The following is a 17,570-nucleotide window of genomic DNA, read 5'->3' on the forward strand; positions in this document are numbered from 1 at the left end:
TTTCATGCCCTTCTTTTCAGTATATGAAAATAACTTCCTGCCAGCTTCCTGATTTCTTCCGATTTCGCTTCGGAAAAAACGGCTATAAAGCAAGTCGATGGACCTGATGATTTTTCCAGGTCTAATTCTGATTCAAGATTCTTAACCTCAAACTTCCTATTGGAGAACAGCCCGTTCAGCTCGGTCAGTATGCCTTTTGAACCTACAGGAAGCGTCTCAATTTCTTCAATGGAGTTGATTATTTTAAAAAGCTTCAGGGGTGCTGCCTCTGCCTCCCTTTCAATCAGCTCCTGGCCAACCAATGGGGAACCGATAACCGCTATCCTTGTATCATTTGTATACGTTAGGTTCTCAGAAGGAAGCGCTCCCTGCCTTTTGCCAAGTACAGATAACCCTACCGCAGATTGAAGCAGGTTAAAATTGCTTTCTGTACTGCCGGTGATTTGCAGTTCCGTAAGGCCTAATTCATCAGCCCCCTTCTTAATGCCCCGTATAAGCTGGTCCCAGGAATCATCTCCGCAGAAATTCTGAATGGCAGCTGCAAATGGCTGAGCACCTGCTGACATACATTCCATGACAGCGACTCGGAAGGAATAATACGAAACGGTCTCGTAAGGAACCTGGACAGCGTCCTGTTCTTTCTCACCGATTGCTCCGCTGTTATCACTTGCTATCACAATCATTTCTTCAGAATTAAAAGGGAAAGTTAAGACATCCCTCACTGCTCAGCACCCGCTTTGGTCATAGCCGGGCCCACAAGCTTGACAAGTCTCGGTATCGCTATATAAGCAATAACAGCATTTATCACAGAGCCTATAAAAAGAGAAGGCACAATTGCCAGGTAAAAGGCCTGGCCCATTATAAAGATAAATGGAAGCGGAGCTGCAAAGGCATTGCCCAACACAAAAAGAATTCCCGCCAGCCAGTGCCGGCCTCTCTGATACAATGAACTGAAAATAAAGGCTAACAGTGCCATTTCAACAGCAATCAGGAGATGAAGAGGCCCTAATGGCATGCCGCCCAATAACGACGACAGCAGATGTCCGATAGCCGCAACGGCCGCGCCGCCATAGCCTCCAAGCAGCACGGCTGCAAGCAAGGCAGGAAATGCATCCAGTGCCACGCTACCGATAATGGCCGGAACTTTAATCGCTGCACCGATTGCTGTCAACGCAACAAGCATGGCTGCCATGCCCAATCGCATGCTTTTCATTCTTTATCCTCCTTGCGCTTTCCTTCACGAAATACATTGGCACTGCGCACATACTCCACATCTTTCTGGTTTAGACGGAAATTAACCACTCTGGCCAGGGCAAAGAAATAGTCAGATAAACGATTCAGGAATTTCAGTGCCACTGCAGAGGTTTCCGGATCCGCTTTTTTTAGTGAGACCACGAGCCGCTCTGCTCTCCGGGTTACAGTCCTGGCAATATGAATGGATGCAGATGCAGGTGCTCCTCCGGGCAGAATGAACCTTTCAAGCTTTGGTGCTTCCTCAATCAATTGATCAATCTTAGTCTCCAAATAGTCTACAGATTCCTTCGTCAATTTCAGCTCCCGCTTTGTTGACACATTTGCAAGGTCGCCGCCACAGTCAAAAAGTTCATGCTGGATCTTCTCCAGATCCTCCAGGACATCCTGAAAAATGGACGGATCCAGCTGTGTCATAGCCTGCCCGACAAAACAGTTGACTTCATCCACTGTTCCGTAGGCTTCAACCCTTACATCATCCTTTTCCACCCTGCCTCCGATAATGCTTGTTTTTCCCTCATCACCAGTTCGTGTATAAAGTTTCATCAGCAATTCCCCATTTCATTTTATTTTTTGACTGATGCCATACCAAATCAAATCAACTCTGTCTGCAGCAGCAGCGGCATCCTGAAAGGTCCAGCCTGACGCATCCCGCCACTTTCGGTCAGCTGCTTCCATAGGAACAATGCCTTTAGAAATATCAGATCCGATTAAAACGATCCTTCGATTGACAGCTGTTTTTTCCCACTCCTGCCATTTTGCCAGCATCTCCTGCCATTTGTCCCGAATCTCTTCAAACTCCAGCGCTTGTGACCATTCCCGAATCATCAGTTCGATTCCCTCATAGACGATTAGATTTTGATCCAAATCGCCGGCCAACTCACCATGATAAGCTGAAATCCATTTATGAGGAGTATCATCCAATTGATAAAATCCCTTCACCCATCGGGATTTCCCGTTAAAGGCGCCTCCTGTAATGAAGTGCATCTCTCTCCCCTCCTAAACTCTTCCCGTGTCCATCTAAGCTCATAGCCTCTTCCAAACGGAACTTGCCATTCCCAGAACTCTTTTTTCTCCGGTGCATACTTTCCAAGAAGGTATCTTATGACTCCGCCATGTGTAATAACTGCGGCATCGCGCATATCCTTCCGAAGCAATTGATCGGTTAAATTCTGCCACCCTTTATCCACTCTTGCTGTAAATGCTGAAAAGGATTCCCCTCCGGGCACCACTCCTGAGAAAGGATTTTCCAGCCATTTTTGATAAGCCGGGTTATCTTTCAGCTCTTGATACGTCCTGCCTTCCCACTCGCCAAAATGCATTTCTCTCCATTCGGGACATGATTCAATAGAATGATCCGGGAAAAGAATAGCCGCCGTCTTCATGCACCTGCCTAAATCACTCGCGAAAATTCTGCAATAGTATTGAGGCGCCGCGGCAAGCTTCTCCCTATGTTCCTGACACAAAGGAGAATCTGTCCAGCCCAGATAAGCATGGGACTTATTGGCTTCTGTCAGCCCATGACGAAATAATGCAACAGCCACAGTATCATCCATAAAAGCACCTCCGTCCCTTCCACACTGGCCCCAAGTACATCCCCTGTCATTCCGCCAAACCAGGCAATGACTTTCCTTGATAAAAATGCGAATAACAATATTGAAAAAAGAACCATGATAAGAAACCCAACAATGGCCGGGTAACCTGCCAGCACGGCAGCTGCCGCGGCGGCCAGAAGGAAGATAGGGTAAATAGTTAAGGTGGTTTTCGAAGCAGCCTGCTGAAATAATGAGCCCAGCCCCTCTGTTTTGGCTGCCTTAACTTTTATCAGCAATACCCCCATTACCATCTTGCTTAAAAAAGGAATCACTGTGATTAAAAAATAGGAATATGGATTTGATAAAAGGACAATTTCATAGATAAATAGAAAACGGGTACTCAGCAATACGATGATGGACAGCACACCGAACGCCCCCACTCGGGGATCACTCATGATTTCCAGCCGCCTCTCCTGATCCCGATAGGAGAAGAACGCATCGCTCGCATCCATCCACCCATCAAGATGAATCCCGCCGGTCAGCAAAATGCCGGCCAGCCAGACGGCAAAAGCCGCAGCCAGGATTGAAAAAGGAGTCCATTCCAGAAAAGCATAGAGAATAAATGCGTATATGCTCCCCTGAATGAGGCCGGCTATAGGGAAGGTTCTGATTGCCTTCTCCAAGTGAGGCTTATCCATGGGCAGAGAAATTGGAATGGGAATGCTTGTGAAAAATTGAAGGTTGATCAATAATCCCTTAAGCCATTTCATTCTGTTTTCTCCAGCTAAAGACGATTTCCTTTAATTTTCCCCAATCAAGATGCTGAATCATATTTTCCGCCAGTCCGTTGTATTTCCTATCCTTCAGGGCTTTTATTCGGACAGGCTCCTTACTTGGAATGCCTTTTTGTTTTCTCAGGGAATTAAGCCACGCACCCCTCCATTCATCATTATGGAAGATGTGGTGCATATACGTCCCTACCAGACGGCCTTCATTTCCATAGAATCCATCTTCTTCGCCATTTTGAAGCAGAAGAAGGCGATTGCCTTCAAAGTCTTTTTCAAGAAATGTTTCACCTAAATGTATTTCATATCCATCCAAGATTTCTTTTACGGGAAGGTTCATACTTGAATGCAGACAGCCCTTCACCTGCACGGTCTTCTTGCGTTCATGAAAAATGGTATCTGCCGGTATTAAATTCAAGCCTTTTTCCTTTTCATTAGGATTACCGGTATCAGAACCCGCCATATCGATTAATCTCCTGCCGAGCATCTGGTATCCTCCGCAAATGCCGGCAATAGAACCTCCATCGGCAGCATAGCGCACAATCCAGTCCGCCAGACCTTTTTCCTTGAAATAGCGCAAATCGCGAATCGTGCTCTTTGTGCCGGGAATGATCACCGCATCAGGCGAGCCAGCCTCTGATAGATGTCTTACCCATCTTATGTTAACGTCATCTTCATAGTAAAACGGATCGATGTCACTAAAGTTTGAAATAAATGGCGGCCGCAGCACTGCAATATCCAGAATACCTCCTCCAGCTCTTGGAGCAGCAGACTGAATGGATAGGGAATCCTCTGCATCGATCATATGGTTATCCAAGTAAGGCAGAACGCCAAGGACAGGTATGCCCGTCTTTTCCTCAATCCAGCGGATGCCATCCTCAAACAGTGTGATATCTCCGCGGAATTTATTAATAATAATGCCCGCAACCCGCTGCCTTTCCTGTTTGGTGAAAAGCTCCAGGGTTCCAACAATGCTGGCAAAAACACCGCCCCTGTCAATATCAGCAACCAGGATGACCGGCACATCCGCCATTTCAGCGACTTTCATATTCACAAGCTCTTTATCTTTTAAATTAATTTCAACAGGGCTGCCAGCACCCTCTATCACAAGCAGCTCGTATTGAGCATCAAGCAGGCTCAGTGCCTCTCTGATGGTCTCCAGTCCCTTTTCATAATAGGTTTCCCGATAGCTTCTTCCTGATAGGGAATTGACTGCTTTTCCAAGGAGAATGACCTCCGCATTCTGAGCGGATTGCGGCTTAAGGAGAATGGGATTCATCCAGACAGCAGCTTCAGTTCTTGCCGCTTCAGCCTGAATGCCCTGTGCCCTGCCGATTTCATTTCCATCCTTTGTCACGTATGAATTATTAGACATATTCTGGGATTTAAAAGGAGCCGTGCGGAAACCTTCATTGGAGAAGGCCCGGCAAAGAGCCGTAGCAATCAGGCTTTTGCCGGCATCGGATGAAGTCCCCTGAATCATTATTCCTTTCATTCCGGTTCCCCTTTCATTTGTATGGGGATGCCAGCTTCAACAAGATAGGCTTCATCAGCCATACCTACTATATTCCTGTGAAGCGTCCCAAGTATTTTTGAATAGGTAATCACCAGTTCATTTTTGCCAATTGGCTCATTCAAGACTTCGTTGCTGACAACGATCAAGTACCTGCAATTTTTACGGATTTCAGTGATGGCCCTGAGAATATCAAATGACAGACTTTCCTGGAATTCTCTGTTCCGCCAATCGTCTTCCGCTCTAAAAAGTTCATTATTCAAGAGAGTAGTCAAGCAATCGAAAAGAACAATATCCTGATTATTAAAGTTTCCCGAGATCTCTTCAAGTGCGGAAGGCTTCTCCCAGGTTGTCCAGCTCAAACCGCTCTTTTCGCGGTCATCCTGGTGCCTCTGAATCCGTGCCTCCATCTCGGGATCGTATGCTTTTCCTGCAGCAATATAATGAAGCTTTCCTTCCGACTTCATTGCCAGCCCCGCAGCAGTCCTCTCTGCAAAGGAGCTCTTTCCGCTCCGCACTCCACCGGAGATAAAAATCAGCGATCCTCCCGCCATTGCCGCATCGCCTCCATCAGCACATCATTGTCTTTCGGCCCTTTAATCGCAAAGCGCAGCCATCTTCCTTCCAGGCCAAGGAAATTCATTGTGTGCCTTGGGATAATTCCTTTCTCAAGCAAAAATTGAAAGAGAGGCAGCTGCATATCAAGTTTCGGATCTCTTAACAAATAGAAATTAACTGAAGAAGGAGAAACCTCAAAATCAAATTGCTGATAAAATTGAACCAGCCGCTCTCTCTCCTGCCGTATCAAATTCTTTGTCAGCCTGACATGCTCTTTGCTGTCCAGACACCATTCTCCTGCTTTTAAAGCAAGAGCATTTACGCTCCAGTGCGGTTTCAGAGCATTCGCTCTTTCAATTAACCCCTCACTTCCCATCATGTATCCAAGGCGCAGGCCCGGTATAGAAAACATCTTTGTCATGGAGCGCAGCACCACAACATTCGAATCCTTTCCTATGAAAGGAACAATAGATTGATAGTCGCAGGCAAAGTCATAAAAAGCTTCATCCATAATAAGCAGGCAGCTGTGGATATGACACTTCTCAATCAATTCCTTCACAATGGAAGATGGGTAAAAAATACCTGTCGGATTATTCGGGTTACAGAAGAAAACAACATCAGCGGCTCTTAGCTTTTCAGATAGCGCTTCCATATTGAGATTCCAGGCTCCAGGCTCCAGCTGATGATAGGAGACTTTACAATGATTCACGCGGCAGGCCTCTTCATATTCCGAAAAAGCCGGCTGAATAATCAGCACCCTTTTTCCGGCTATCATCCGGCCAATCAGGGTGATTAGCTCGGCGCCTCCATTTCCCACCAAAATCTGTGTTTCTTTTATTCCCTCTGCAGCCGCCATTTTGCTTTTTAATAGAGTAGAATGGGGATCCGGATAATCGCTAATAAATTGAAATAAGTTTCCCCATCCTTCTTTTAATTCGCGGGGAGGGCCAAGGGGATTGATATTGGCACTGAAATCAATTCGCTCCTCGGGCATTGGTTTATCGATTGCTTTATATAAATATTGCGGGTTAGATCCATGTGAAGGCCAAATCAAGGAACATCCCTCCTGTCCATAATAAAAGCAAGAATAAGAAAACCGTCTTGTTCATAATCGAAATGGTTTTTATGATATGTTCTTTTTCAAGCTGCACCATCGGCTTTCCCATCGTTGCACGGTTTGAGATTACACCCTTATAAAAATTGATTCCTCCAAGCTGAACCCCCAGAAGGGCTGCAACAGCTGCTTCGCCCCAGCCGCTATTTGGGCTCGGGTGCTTTGGTGCATCTCTTAATAGAACTCTCCATACTTCCCCATATGAAGAATGCTCCGGGTTTTGTGTAAGCATGATGCAAACCGATGTCAGCCGGCTCGGGATCCAGTTCGCGATATCATCCACTTTGGCGGATGCCCATCCAAAATTCATATATCTATCATTTCTATGGCCAACCATTGAATCGCATGTATTAATGGCCCTGTAGATAAGGGCCATTGGAGCACCTCCAATCAAGGCCCAGAATAATGGAGCTGTAATGCCATCACTGGTGTTTTCAGCCACTGTCTCCACGGCAGCCCTGACAATGCCTGGCTCATCCAATCGATCTGTATCCCTGCCGACAATGTATGAAAGCTTCAATCTTGCTTCTTCCATATCTCCTTCTGCCAGAGGCTCATAGACCTCCAGTGCTGCATCTTTTAAACTCTTTTGTGCAATGGCTGTGAAGATAAAAATGCCCTCTGCCAGAATGCCGGCAATCGGGTGAATTCCATAGAAGAGGCGGATGATTAAAAAAGTTATTCCTCCTGCAGCCATCAGGACTATAAAAAGCATGATAATCCCATTTAATTTTCTAAAGCGCCCTTTATTAAGGCCTTGTTCAAGTTTATGTATCAGGGCACCCATCCATCTGACCGGATGCGGCCAGTTTGGCGGGTCTCCTATCAGCTTATCTATTATGCAGGCAAAGGATAGGGCAAGCAGGTGATTAAAAATCATCTCTTTATCCTTCTTTGCGATTTTTTTATCGCCTCTACAGTACATTCGTAGACACCTTTTCCGATCACTTTGCCTAGCGGTGTAATGGTACCCGCATACTCGAGGTTTTCTCCCTGCTGTGTGGCCGCAATCATAATACTGTCTGTCGATGTTCCGGTCGCAATCGTCCCTGTGACTGCATCCTTTACTTTCTGATCATATAAGGCTCTTGTCTTTGCCTCGGTTGCAGTCATAATGCATTGGATAAAGGATTCCTCTGTCAGATTGCCATTAACGAAAATCCATGTATTGATTGTACCCGGAGTCAGATGATAAGAATGTGCTTCACTTTTCGAGGCATCAACAGCATTGCCGACACCTGCTGTCACAACCACATACACAGAAAAGGTTCCCTCTTCATAAAATTTACTGCTATGATCTTCAACATATACAGCGGTCATCATCCCCACGGTTTCCCCGGGTTCAAAGCCAATCTCCCGGACAAAATCCGCCATCTCCGCCCGATGATCACTGCAATCATAATTCTTGCTCACATGCCGGTTTAGAAATATGCGATTCCAGCCGGTGCCAGATCCGGTTACACCTGATGACATGGTTTTCAGCGGAAATGGGGAACAAATGACAAGTAAGTCGTCCTTTACCTCAAGACTGGATTGATCAATTCGATTCACTGATTGACTTTCCGCCTGAGAGCGCTGGGGCACCAGCACCATCTGAGGGGCCGGGACTCTTGGATGCGGAAGCTTCTCAATCTTCGTCCTATAGACCTCGCGTATTCTGCTTTCTTTTAAAACCTCATTGGGTATGTGGTTAATATTGACTTCGCCATTCTCCAGCAGCAATAGGCGGTCACAATACAGGCCAGCCAAATTCAAATCATGAAAAATGGAAATGACCGTCAGCCCGCAGTCCTTTGACCATACAGAAAGGAGATCAAGCAATTCTTTTTGATAGGATAAATCAAGATGGTTAGTCGGCTCATCCAGCAATAATATTTCCGGCTCCTGGGCAAGGGCCTGGGCTAAAAACACCCTTTGTCTTTCGCCGCCGGATAATTGCTGTATATCATAATCCCGAAAATGGGAAATGCCTGTCTGCTCCATGACCCGATTGACCGCTTCTTCATCTTTGCCGGACCAGCTCTGGAACCACCCCTTTTGATGGGCATACCGCCCGAGAGAAACCGTTTCTTTTACGGTATAAGAAAAGGCCTGAGAGGAGTGCTGCGGCAGAACAGCAATAATTTTTGCAAGCTCTTTCGGTGTATACTGTGAAAGGTTCTTTCCTTTGATCAGTATATCTCCTGACTTATGAGGCAGAATTCCGCTCAGCATTTTTAGAATCGTGGTCTTGCCGCTTCCATTCGGCCCCAATATTCCGAAAAGCTCCCCTTTTTCTACTTCAAAGCTGATATTTTTCACAACCGGTGTACCGGCATATCCGCCAGTAACCTGATGAACGCTAAGCATGATTAACCACTTCTTTCTGAACTAAGATATGCCTTCAGAACAAGCAGAAACGTTTGTTCCAGCGAAGAAAATCCCGGAAGCCATCCCCTTGAATGGGTGGACGCTTATACTGGACAGTAATCGAAGTTCAAAGTTTATTCTTTCTTTTAATTAAAATAATGGCAAACGCAGGTGCACCGATGATCGCTGTAATCACACCGATTGGAAGCTCGGTAGGTGCAATGATCGTCCGTGAAACCAGATCGGCAATAATAAGAAAACCTGCACCCATAAGAATCGATAGCGGCAATAGGTGCCTATGATCCGGTCCCCATAACAGCCTGGTCAGATGAGGGATCACTAGCCCGACAAACCCTATCGTTCCAGACACAGCTACTGCCGCACCCGTTAAGACGGAGCCAGCTACCAGGACCATCATCTTTCTCTTCTGAACGTCCACCCCTATATGCTGGGCCTTTTCCTCTCCGAAGCTCATGGCATTCAGCTCTTTACTGTTCACTAACAGAAGGATGGCACCTATTACAAAAAACGGAAGGATAATGTTAATATACGCCCAGCCTCTCATGGATACACTGCCAAGAAGCCAGCCAATAATCTGTCTAAGCTCCTCTCCAGTAAGGGCTATCATTAGGGAAATTAGAGCGCCAAGAAAAGAACTGAAGATAATGCCTGTTAAAATAATCGTTTCCACTTTCATGGATCTTTCAATCTTTCTGGCAAATAGCAGAACGGCAAAAATGGTTAAAAAGGAAAACAAAATGCTGAATAACGGCAGCGTAAACATTCCTGCAAACGGAATGGATAAGCCTAAGAATAATGTTAAAACAGCACCGAGTGAAGCCCCGGACGAAACCCCAATTGTATATGGATCTGCCAGCGGATTTCTTAATAAACCTTGAAAGGCGGCTCCCGCAATTGCAAGAGACGCCCCTACTAGGCCAGCCAGCAATACGCGCGGCAGGCGAATATTCATAATGATATTTGAATGCATAGCATCCGTGTTTTCCAACGAAATAAAAGGAAATAGCTCAGCGCTTATTACTCTGATAATCGTCATGGGGTGAACAGACACTGTTCCAATTGATATCCCCAACAGCATGGCAAAAAGCAGGAAAGCCGCTGCTGTTATATAAGCTAAAAATTTATTATTTAAATACGTCCGGATATACTGCTTTTGCAAGTTCCTCGACTCCTTCAATAATACGAGGGCCAGAGCGGGTTACCATATCGGAATCAACATCGGCAACCTGCTTATTTTTCACTGCGGTTATATCCTGCCAGCCATCCCTGCCCATTACATTGCCGACAGCATCTTCAGTGTAATAGCCATGAGTTGTGATGATTACATCCGGATTCCGTTCGATAATCGCTTCCGGATCCATTTTTGGCCATCCTTCTTCCGTAATGATATTTTCTGCATTGATGGCACTTAGCATTTCGTCCATAAATGTTTTTGTACCTGCTGTATAGATTTCAGGAGCAGGTGAAACTTCCACGAATACGGATTTACGGTCTTCTTCTTTTATGCCCTGAGCTTTTGTTTTGATTTCCTCGAGCTTGCTTTTCATGTCTGAAACAAGCTGCTCTGCTTTATCTTTCTCTCCCGCTGCGGTTCCAACCATTTCAATGGATTCAAAAACCTGATCAAAGCTCTTCGCATCATTGACAACAAGGACGGTCACACCTGCATCCCTTAATTGCTGAAGACCAGCTTCGGAATTATGTGCGCTTGAAGCATGAGCAAGGACAAGATCCGGATTTAAAGAAATAATTTTCTCGACATTAAATTCCATGCCGCCAATCTTTTCTTTTTCTGTGGCTTCGGGCGGGTAATTATCAAAATCGGAGACACCGACAACTTCTTCTCCAAGCCCCAATTCAAAAGCAATTTCGGTGTTGCTTGGAATCATGGACACGATTCTTTCAGGCTTGGATTCAATGGTTATTTCATTATCAAGAGCATCCTTTATTGTTACAGGAAAAGCAGCTTCTTCCCCGCCGGCATTCTGCCCTTCCTCAACCTTGTTCTCTTCTTTAGGCTGTTCAGCACTCTCGCCGCAGCCTGCAAGCACTCCTGCAGCCAGAAGCAACGTTAATAAAAATGCATAAAACTTTTTCATACTCAGCAATCCTCCTAGAACTTTCGACAAAATTCGGGCGGTGCCTGTCACCACCTATAAAATAAAAAAACATCCCCTCGAACAGCAAGGAGATGTTGGTATGGTCATTTATCAATCAGTGCAAAAGGGATGGCCGGACCAAACACCTCCCTATCCTCGTAGGTTTATGGGTGCTAAGAATCAGGCAGGTCTCCTGGCTCATGGTCAATGCGTTCTGCTCCTTCCCATACATTCCTGTACAGTGGATTTGCAGACAGCTTCCATTTACAGTGGCGGGACCGCGCTGGACTTTCACCAGCTTCCCTATTAAGTCTTCAAAAGAGCCTGTTTTAAAGCTCTTTTGAGAAGACACCTGTTCTATGCGGATATAAAATTTTCTATCTCCGATTATACACCATCCCGCAGAAAAAGTAAGAGAAATTTGCTGAATGTTGTAAAAAAGTTCAGAATTCTAACGCGAGTATATTTTCCATTCTCTTGTTTTCTTATCGAACACAATCTTAGCCTCACATGGCTCTTTCACAATGGCTTCATACTCATCATACATATCATCCATATTCGCAAAATCACCAATGATCCAAATAGGAATTTCTATCCGGACCCGATTCTGTTCGATATCCTTAATGGAAAGGACCGCTCCTTCTTTCATAAGAGGCTTTAAGGAAAGCAGGACATCTCTGGTAATTGGAGGATACGTCTTTTTCTTTTTAATGCCAAGGAGCGTTTTTTCGACTTTCATCTGTCCCATTTTACCGGGGATTACTTCTCCAAGCATCCGGTAAAAATCGTTCAGATCGCGATAATATGTGCGGTTAAACCAGCCATCATCATGGGCAAGGTACACAAAGCGATTGCTCAGATAATTGTAAAAAGGCGGCTTAAGATGTTCCTTGACATGACCAAGATAAAGAAGCTCAGCAATTGTCTGGCCGGGAAGCTCATTCACCGCTTCCTCTTCCTCGAAGTCGATCCAGCAAAAATCGCCATAGCCGTATACATCATCCTCAACCAGCCTGCCCAGCTTGTCCCTTGACACATAATCGAACATCGTATGGGTATTAAAGTCCCCATGTTCAAAACGATGCTTTAACAGCAGCAGATTATTAATAGAATCTGAAAGAGTTTGGGCAAACTCTGCAAACTCAATTCCATAAGTCATCACATACTGATCCTGTTCATTAAGATGGATGTAGATGAGATCACGAATTGCATGATTCCTTCTTTTCAATGACGAAACCTCCGAACCGTTACCCAAAGTGGTGTTTTCAAAGAAAAGCACTGGGCTAGACAGATAAGAATAGCACAAGCACCTTCACAAATTAGTAAAAAGACAGCTTCCTTTGAAACTGCCTGTTAAACATCCAGTATTTTATTCTCTTATTGTAGCAAAAAAAGCTGAAAATATCTTTGCCGATGAGAAAAAATTTTAAATTGCAGCATGCCCGTTTTTTTGAAAATACAGGAAACCATCGTGCTGATTCATTCGTCTAACTACATGCAGAGAAAAAATGTAATCTGTTCTCCATTGTAAGGGTTATTTTTCTTTGTTAGGATAAAAATGTAAAAAGGTAAAGAAACCAGGTGTATACAAATGAACCAGAATAATAGATTCTCAGACCGATTCGATTGGACATTATGCTTTCTTCTGCTGCTATTTTTCCTCATCAGCTGCATCGCTATTTACAGCGGACAATCCTCCAATCAATATGAAGGGAATTTTGTCGTCTCACAAATAAAAAATTATGTTGTTGGAGCTATCATTGTGGCAATTGTCATGTATTTTGACAGCGAGCAAATCAGAAGGCTTACCTGGCTGCTGTATGGTTTAGGCATCCTATTGCTTGTCGGGTTATTCATTGCACCGGAAAGCATTGCACCAGAACGCAAAGGGGCTACATTGTGGTATATCATTCCTGGACTTGGTTCTGTGCAGCCCTCAGAGTTTGTTAAGGTATTCCTTATTATTGCCCTCAGCAAAATCATCGCTGACCACCATCTAAAATATCAGGCAAAGACTGCAGGAACTGACTTTTTCCTTCTAATCAAATTAGGGGCAGCCACATTGCCTCCATTAGGATTGATCATTATTGAAGACCTGGGTACCGCCCTTGTCATCATCGCCATATTAACAGGAATCATCCTGGTTTCCGGAATCACCTGGAAAATCCTTGTTCCGATTTATGGGATCCTTGGCGCCTTCGCGGGAACGGTGCTTTATCTGGTCATCATAGCACCAGAGATTTTGGAGAAGTACCTTGGGATAGACCCCTATCAGTTCAGCAGAATTTATTCCTGGCTTGACCCGGTTAATCACAAGCAGGGAGCCGGAATGCAGCTGTACAACTCCATGCTCGCAATCGGCTCAGGATTAATATCCGGAAAAGGGTTTACTGACAGACAGGTATATGTGCCTGATGCCCATACTGATTTTATTTTTAGCGTCATTGGCGAGGAGTACGGCTTCTTTGGTGCCAGTGTAGTAATCAGCCTTTTCTTTCTGCTTATCTATCACTTAACTAAAACCGGCTTGGAGACGACCGACCCCTTTAATACTTATATTTGTGTCGGGGTCATCAGTATGATCACCTTCCATGTATTTCAAAATATCGGTATGACTATTCAGGTACTGCCAATCACCGGCATTCCGCTGCCGTTTATCAGCTACGGCGGGAGCTCGCTTATGGGAAACATGATGGCGATGGGCCTGATTTTCAGCATTCGCTACCATCATAAGACTTATATGTTTTCAACGGATTCAAATTATGTTGCAAAATAATTCCAACCACGTATAATAACATTAATATATTTAGTGTCTATGATGAAGAGAGTAGCAAAGGGCTCTTTCCTAAAAGCGAGACAGGGACGGTGCAAGCCTGTCGGAAAATCCTTTTTGCGAAGCGCACTTCGGAGATGCATAGCTGAAAGAAAAGTAGGCTATGCCGGGTAAGGAGTCCCGTTACCAAACCCCATAAGGAAGTTCAAATATTAGGAAACGTCCTTTTGCAAGAGGTCCTTTGGACAATCAGAGTGGTACCGCGGGCAGATTCAGCTCGTCTCTATATTTATATAGAGACGGGCTTTTTTATTTTCCAGGAGGTGTAATATGATTAATTTTAAAGCTATTTTCACAGCCCAGCTGGCTTCAGTGCTGAATGGGCAGCTTTCAGACGAAGCAATTGCAGACTTAATCGAAACGCCAAAGAATCCGGCATATGGCGATCTTGCTTTTCCCTGTTTTACACTTGCAAAAGCATTGAGGAAGTCACCTGCCTCTATTGCTGAAGAGACAGCGTGCCTGATTCAGGGACCGCATATCGAAAAAGCAGAGGCTGCTGGTCCTTACATTAATATCTTCTTTTCCAAAGAGTCAGCCGGTGCAGTCATAATGGAAAAAATTTTGAACGAAGGAAAAGAATATGGACAGCTGAATGATGGCGCAGGCAAAACAGCCGTGCTTGATTTCTCTTCGCCAAACATCGCAAAGCCCTTCTCCATGGGCCATTTGCGGTCTACGGTCATTGGAAACGCCCTCGGCAGCCTGGCCGAAAAATGCGGTTATACAGCGGTCAGAATCAACCACTTAGGCGACTGGGGCACACAATTCGGCAAGCTGATCACCGCTTATACAAAGTGGGGCAGCCCGGATAAAGTGAAGGAAAATCCCATAAAGGAACTGCTTAGCCTATATATACGCTTCCATGAAGAAGCAGAAGCTAACCCAGCCCTTGAAGATGAAGCGCGTTCCTGGTTCAAAGAGCTTGAAAACGGAAATGAGCAAGCTCAGGCACTCTGGAGCTGGTTTAGAGATGAATCATTGAAAGAATTCCTGCGGGTTTATGATATGCTTGGTATTCATTTCGACTCATACAATGGTGAAGCTTTTTATAATGATAAAATGGAACCCGTCATAGAGGAACTCATGGCAAAAGACCTGCTGGCTGAGTCTAATGGCGCAGAGGTGGTTCAACTGCCTGATGAAGACCTCCCTCCATGCCTGATAAAAAAATCCGACGGAGCGACTCTGTATGCAACACGGGATCTCGCTGCAGCTTTTTACAGAAAAGAAACCTATCAGTTTGATCATTCCCTATACATTGTCGGTCAGGAACAGAGCATCCATTTCAGACAGGTTAAAAGCGTTATTAAAAAGATGGGTTATGAGTGGGCGGATAATATGACACATGTCCCTTTTGGCCTCTATTTAAAAGATGGGAAAAAGATGTCTACCCGAAAAGGCAGAGTCATCCTTCTTGAGGAGGTCCTGAATGAAGCAATCCTTCTGGCAAAGAACAATATCGAAGCTAAAAATCCCGGCTTGGAAAACAAAGATGAGGTCGCTGAAGCAGTCGGCATCGGGGCTATTCTGTTCCATGACCTGAAAAATGACCGCATGAATAATATTGAATTTTCACTTGAAGATATGCTGACATTTGAAGGAGAAACAGGACCCTATCTGCAATACACCAATGCCCGGGCCTATTCTCTGCTCCGCAAGGCAGACAATGTTCCATCTGCCGAAAATGGGCTATCTGATTCTTACAGCTGGGAAATTATCAAGCTGCTCTATCAGTATCCTGAAAAAATCAGACAATCTTATATGCAGCTTTCCCCTTCTGTCCTGGCTAAATATTTGATTGATGTGGCTCAAGCCTTCAATAAATATTACGGACAGGTAAGAATATTGGAGAAAGATAACGGCATCAAATCAAGACTTACCCTTGTCAAAGCAGTCACAATTGTCCTTACCGATGGCATGCAAACACTCGGCATGAAGGTGCCCCAGCAAATGTAAAAGGAGAGGCCGCTATGGTCTCTCCCTTTTTGCTTTTGTGCGGGCATTTGCTTTCTGCATTTTCACAAGGCTTCGTACTAAAAACCCGCCGACAAAGATGGCCATCAGCACTAAGCCGGTATAATTCAAATGTATTAATTTCAGAATCACACTTGCGACTGTCGCCATATATAAGGCTCCGAGCATATAGGTGATTTCTTCGTTCTCAAAATAGGAGGTAAGCTTCGCTCCAAATTGTGACCCTATGAGGCCTCCTCCTACCAGTGAAAGGCCAATCCAATAGTCAATGGATATAGTTGAAGAATAAGAAACAAAGCCTGCAGTGACAATCAGCAGAATAGCAAACAAGCTGGTCCCTACTGCTTTCTTCGGCATCATCCCTAAATAAGCAACCGATAAAGGCACCATAATAAAGCCGCCGCCCACACCTAAAGTCGTAGAAACAAAGCCAGCAAAAAATCCAATGAGCACCATCTTCACAATAGATGGAGATAGTTCAGAAGGCGGAACGGCGCCTGAGGCAGACTTTTTCCCGCTTTTTAACATACCTAAAGCAAAATAAGACAGGAGAATGATATAAAACAAAGGCACTGCCCACGTATCCCAGCCCTTTTCCTCAAGAAACAGCACAAAGGGGTGTGCAGCCTGAGTAGCTGCCATGCCGCTTAGTCCAAGTATCAGCCCTTGCTTAAGCCGTATATTCTTCATCCTGATATGAGCGAAGATGCCTGAAAGGGAGGTTCCAATTGAAAAAAGCAAACTCGTGGTGATCGCTTCTACAGGAGAAAAACCAAATAGCATGAGAGTGGGAGTAAGAATAAATCCCCCGCCTACTCCAAAAAAACCGGAAAGCACACTAATAAGCGCTCCGAGTGTAATAAATAAAACGTATTCCATTTCAAATCCTCACTAACCGTTATGTCTTCCCAATTAAGCGGTACTATATCACTTTACCATAATCGTTCAGGGTTATACTGCGGATTTCTAATTTATCTTATTTATAATTATTATAAATAAGTATTGATTTTAATTTAATATTTGTTATAATAAAAATATAAATGACATAGGGGGAATATAAAAATGGAAAAATTACATGCAGCATTAAATGTACAAATCGCAAACTGGAGTGTTCTTTATACTAAATTGCACCGCTACCACTGGTTTGTAAAAGGCCCGCTTTTCTTTACCCTTCATGAAAAGTTCGAAGAATTATATAATGAAGCAGCGGAAGTTGTGGATGAGGCAGCGGAACGCCTGCTTGCAATCGGTGGCTCACCGGCAGCGACATTAAAGGAGTTCTTAAGCATCACTACTCTTGAAGAGACTAATGGGGAAAAGAAAGCAGAAGATATGGTTGCCGCTCTTACTTCCGATTATAGACAGATTAAAGAACTATTAATTTCTTTAGCCCAGCTTGCTGAGGAGCAGGAAGATCAAGTGACAGGCGACTTCGCCATCGGCCTTATGGAGAAATTAGATACGCATATTTGGATGTTAAATGCCTACTTAGGAGAATAGACGATAATAAAGAAAGAGTCAGTGAGAAAAATCAC

At 44.6% G+C, this 17,570-nt stretch carries 18 protein-coding genes, 1 riboswitch and 1 other annotated feature; of the genes, 3 read left to right on the forward strand and 15 right to left on the reverse strand.

Features of this window, described 5'->3' with window-relative positions; genetic code table 11:
- Positions 1-2 precede the first annotated feature (2 nt).
- The 14 genes from JI665_RS25460 to JI665_RS25525 all read right to left on the reverse strand — a co-directional run bounded on the left by JI665_RS25460 (position 3) and on the right by JI665_RS25525 (position 12,453).
- A complete protein-coding gene (locus JI665_RS25460) occupies positions 3-722 on the reverse strand; it encodes an ATP-binding protein (protein ID WP_206845467.1) in 720 nt (239 codons plus the stop codon).
- Positions 719-1,213 (reverse strand): ECF transporter S component, encoded by a 495-nt coding sequence (locus tag JI665_RS25465; protein ID WP_206845469.1) that lies wholly within the window; start codon positions 1,211-1,213, stop codon positions 719-721. Before JI665_RS25465 ends, JI665_RS25460 begins: the two co-directional genes overlap by 4 nt.
- Positions 1,210-1,797, reverse strand: coding sequence for a cob(I)yrinic acid a,c-diamide adenosyltransferase (locus tag JI665_RS25470; protein ID WP_206845471.1), 588 nt, complete (start codon positions 1,795-1,797; stop codon positions 1,210-1,212). The genes JI665_RS25465 and JI665_RS25470 overlap by 4 nt, the downstream gene beginning before the upstream one ends.
- Before the next feature lie 15 nt (positions 1,798-1,812).
- Complete coding sequence (locus JI665_RS25475; protein ID WP_206845473.1) at positions 1,813-2,238, reverse strand: bifunctional adenosylcobinamide kinase/adenosylcobinamide-phosphate guanylyltransferase; 426 nt, start codon at positions 2,236-2,238, stop codon at positions 1,813-1,815.
- A complete protein-coding gene (locus JI665_RS25480) occupies positions 2,190-2,807 on the reverse strand; it encodes a histidine phosphatase family protein (RefSeq protein ID WP_206845477.1) in 618 nt (205 codons plus the stop codon). The genes JI665_RS25475 and JI665_RS25480 overlap by 49 nt, the downstream gene beginning before the upstream one ends.
- Positions 2,765-3,556 (reverse strand): adenosylcobinamide-GDP ribazoletransferase, encoded by a 792-nt coding sequence (gene cobS / locus JI665_RS25485; RefSeq protein WP_206845479.1) that lies wholly within the window; start codon positions 3,554-3,556, stop codon positions 2,765-2,767. Before cobS ends, JI665_RS25480 begins: the two co-directional genes overlap by 43 nt.
- A complete protein-coding gene (locus tag JI665_RS25490) occupies positions 3,543-5,066 on the reverse strand; it encodes a cobyric acid synthase (RefSeq protein ID WP_206845481.1) in 1,524 nt (507 codons plus the stop codon). The genes cobS and JI665_RS25490 overlap by 14 nt, the downstream gene beginning before the upstream one ends.
- Positions 5,063-5,638, reverse strand: coding sequence for a bifunctional adenosylcobinamide kinase/adenosylcobinamide-phosphate guanylyltransferase (locus JI665_RS25495; protein ID WP_206845483.1), 576 nt, complete (start codon positions 5,636-5,638; stop codon positions 5,063-5,065). The genes JI665_RS25490 and JI665_RS25495 overlap by 4 nt, the downstream gene beginning before the upstream one ends.
- Complete coding sequence (gene cobD, locus JI665_RS25500) at positions 5,620-6,696, reverse strand: threonine-phosphate decarboxylase CobD (RefSeq protein ID WP_206845486.1); 1,077 nt, start codon at positions 6,694-6,696, stop codon at positions 5,620-5,622. The genes JI665_RS25495 and cobD overlap by 19 nt, the downstream gene beginning before the upstream one ends.
- Complete coding sequence (gene cbiB, locus JI665_RS25505) at positions 6,671-7,636, reverse strand: adenosylcobinamide-phosphate synthase CbiB (protein WP_206845488.1); 966 nt, start codon at positions 7,634-7,636, stop codon at positions 6,671-6,673. The genes cobD and cbiB overlap by 26 nt, the downstream gene beginning before the upstream one ends.
- Positions 7,633-9,105: an adenosylcobinamide amidohydrolase gene (locus JI665_RS25510; RefSeq protein ID WP_206845491.1), complete on the reverse strand. Its 1,473-nt coding sequence runs from the start codon at positions 9,103-9,105 to the stop codon at positions 7,633-7,635. The genes cbiB and JI665_RS25510 overlap by 4 nt, the downstream gene beginning before the upstream one ends.
- A gap of 127 nt (positions 9,106-9,232) precedes the next feature.
- Positions 9,233-10,285 carry a FecCD family ABC transporter permease gene (locus tag JI665_RS25515; protein ID WP_206845493.1) on the reverse strand — a complete coding sequence of 351 codons (1,053 nt, stop codon included), beginning with the start codon at positions 10,283-10,285 and terminating at the stop codon, positions 9,233-9,235.
- Positions 10,251-11,225 carry an ABC transporter substrate-binding protein gene (locus tag JI665_RS25520; RefSeq protein WP_206845496.1) on the reverse strand — a complete coding sequence of 325 codons (975 nt, stop codon included), beginning with the start codon at positions 11,223-11,225 and terminating at the stop codon, positions 10,251-10,253. Before JI665_RS25520 ends, JI665_RS25515 begins: the two co-directional genes overlap by 35 nt.
- A 166-nt stretch (positions 11,226-11,391) precedes the next feature.
- Positions 11,392-11,596, reverse strand: a riboswitch (cobalamin riboswitch).
- Between the two features lie 80 nt (positions 11,597-11,676).
- Positions 11,677-12,453: a hypothetical protein gene (locus JI665_RS25525; protein WP_206845499.1), complete on the reverse strand. Its 777-nt coding sequence runs from the start codon at positions 12,451-12,453 to the stop codon at positions 11,677-11,679.
- Between the two features lie 363 nt (positions 12,454-12,816).
- Here JI665_RS25525 and JI665_RS25530 point away from each other — a divergent pair, with 363 nt between their 5' ends.
- Entirely contained in the window at positions 12,817-14,001 is a 1,185-nt protein-coding gene (locus JI665_RS25530; RefSeq protein WP_206845501.1) for an FtsW/RodA/SpoVE family cell cycle protein, read from the forward strand.
- A gap of 30 nt (positions 14,002-14,031) precedes the next feature.
- Positions 14,032-14,286: a binding site (T-box leader), on the forward strand.
- A gap of 45 nt (positions 14,287-14,331) precedes the next feature.
- Positions 14,332-16,017, forward strand: a complete 1,686-nt coding sequence (gene argS, locus JI665_RS25535) for an arginine--tRNA ligase (protein WP_206845574.1) — start codon at positions 14,332-14,334, stop codon at positions 16,015-16,017.
- A gap of 12 nt (positions 16,018-16,029) precedes the next feature.
- Here the strand turns inward: argS and JI665_RS25540 are convergent, their stop codons facing one another.
- Entirely contained in the window at positions 16,030-16,914 is an 885-nt protein-coding gene (locus tag JI665_RS25540; RefSeq protein WP_206845502.1) for a sulfite exporter TauE/SafE family protein, read from the reverse strand.
- 183 nt (positions 16,915-17,097) lie between these two features.
- Between JI665_RS25540 and JI665_RS25545 the strand changes: the two genes are divergently transcribed.
- Complete coding sequence (locus JI665_RS25545; protein ID WP_206845503.1) at positions 17,098-17,535, forward strand: Dps family protein; 438 nt, start codon at positions 17,098-17,100, stop codon at positions 17,533-17,535.
- The last annotated feature ends 35 nt before the right edge of the window (positions 17,536-17,570 follow it).

The organism is Bacillus sp. NTK034 (assembly GCF_017303275.1).
Lineage (GTDB): Bacteria > Bacillota > Bacilli > Bacillales > Cytobacillaceae > Cytobacillus.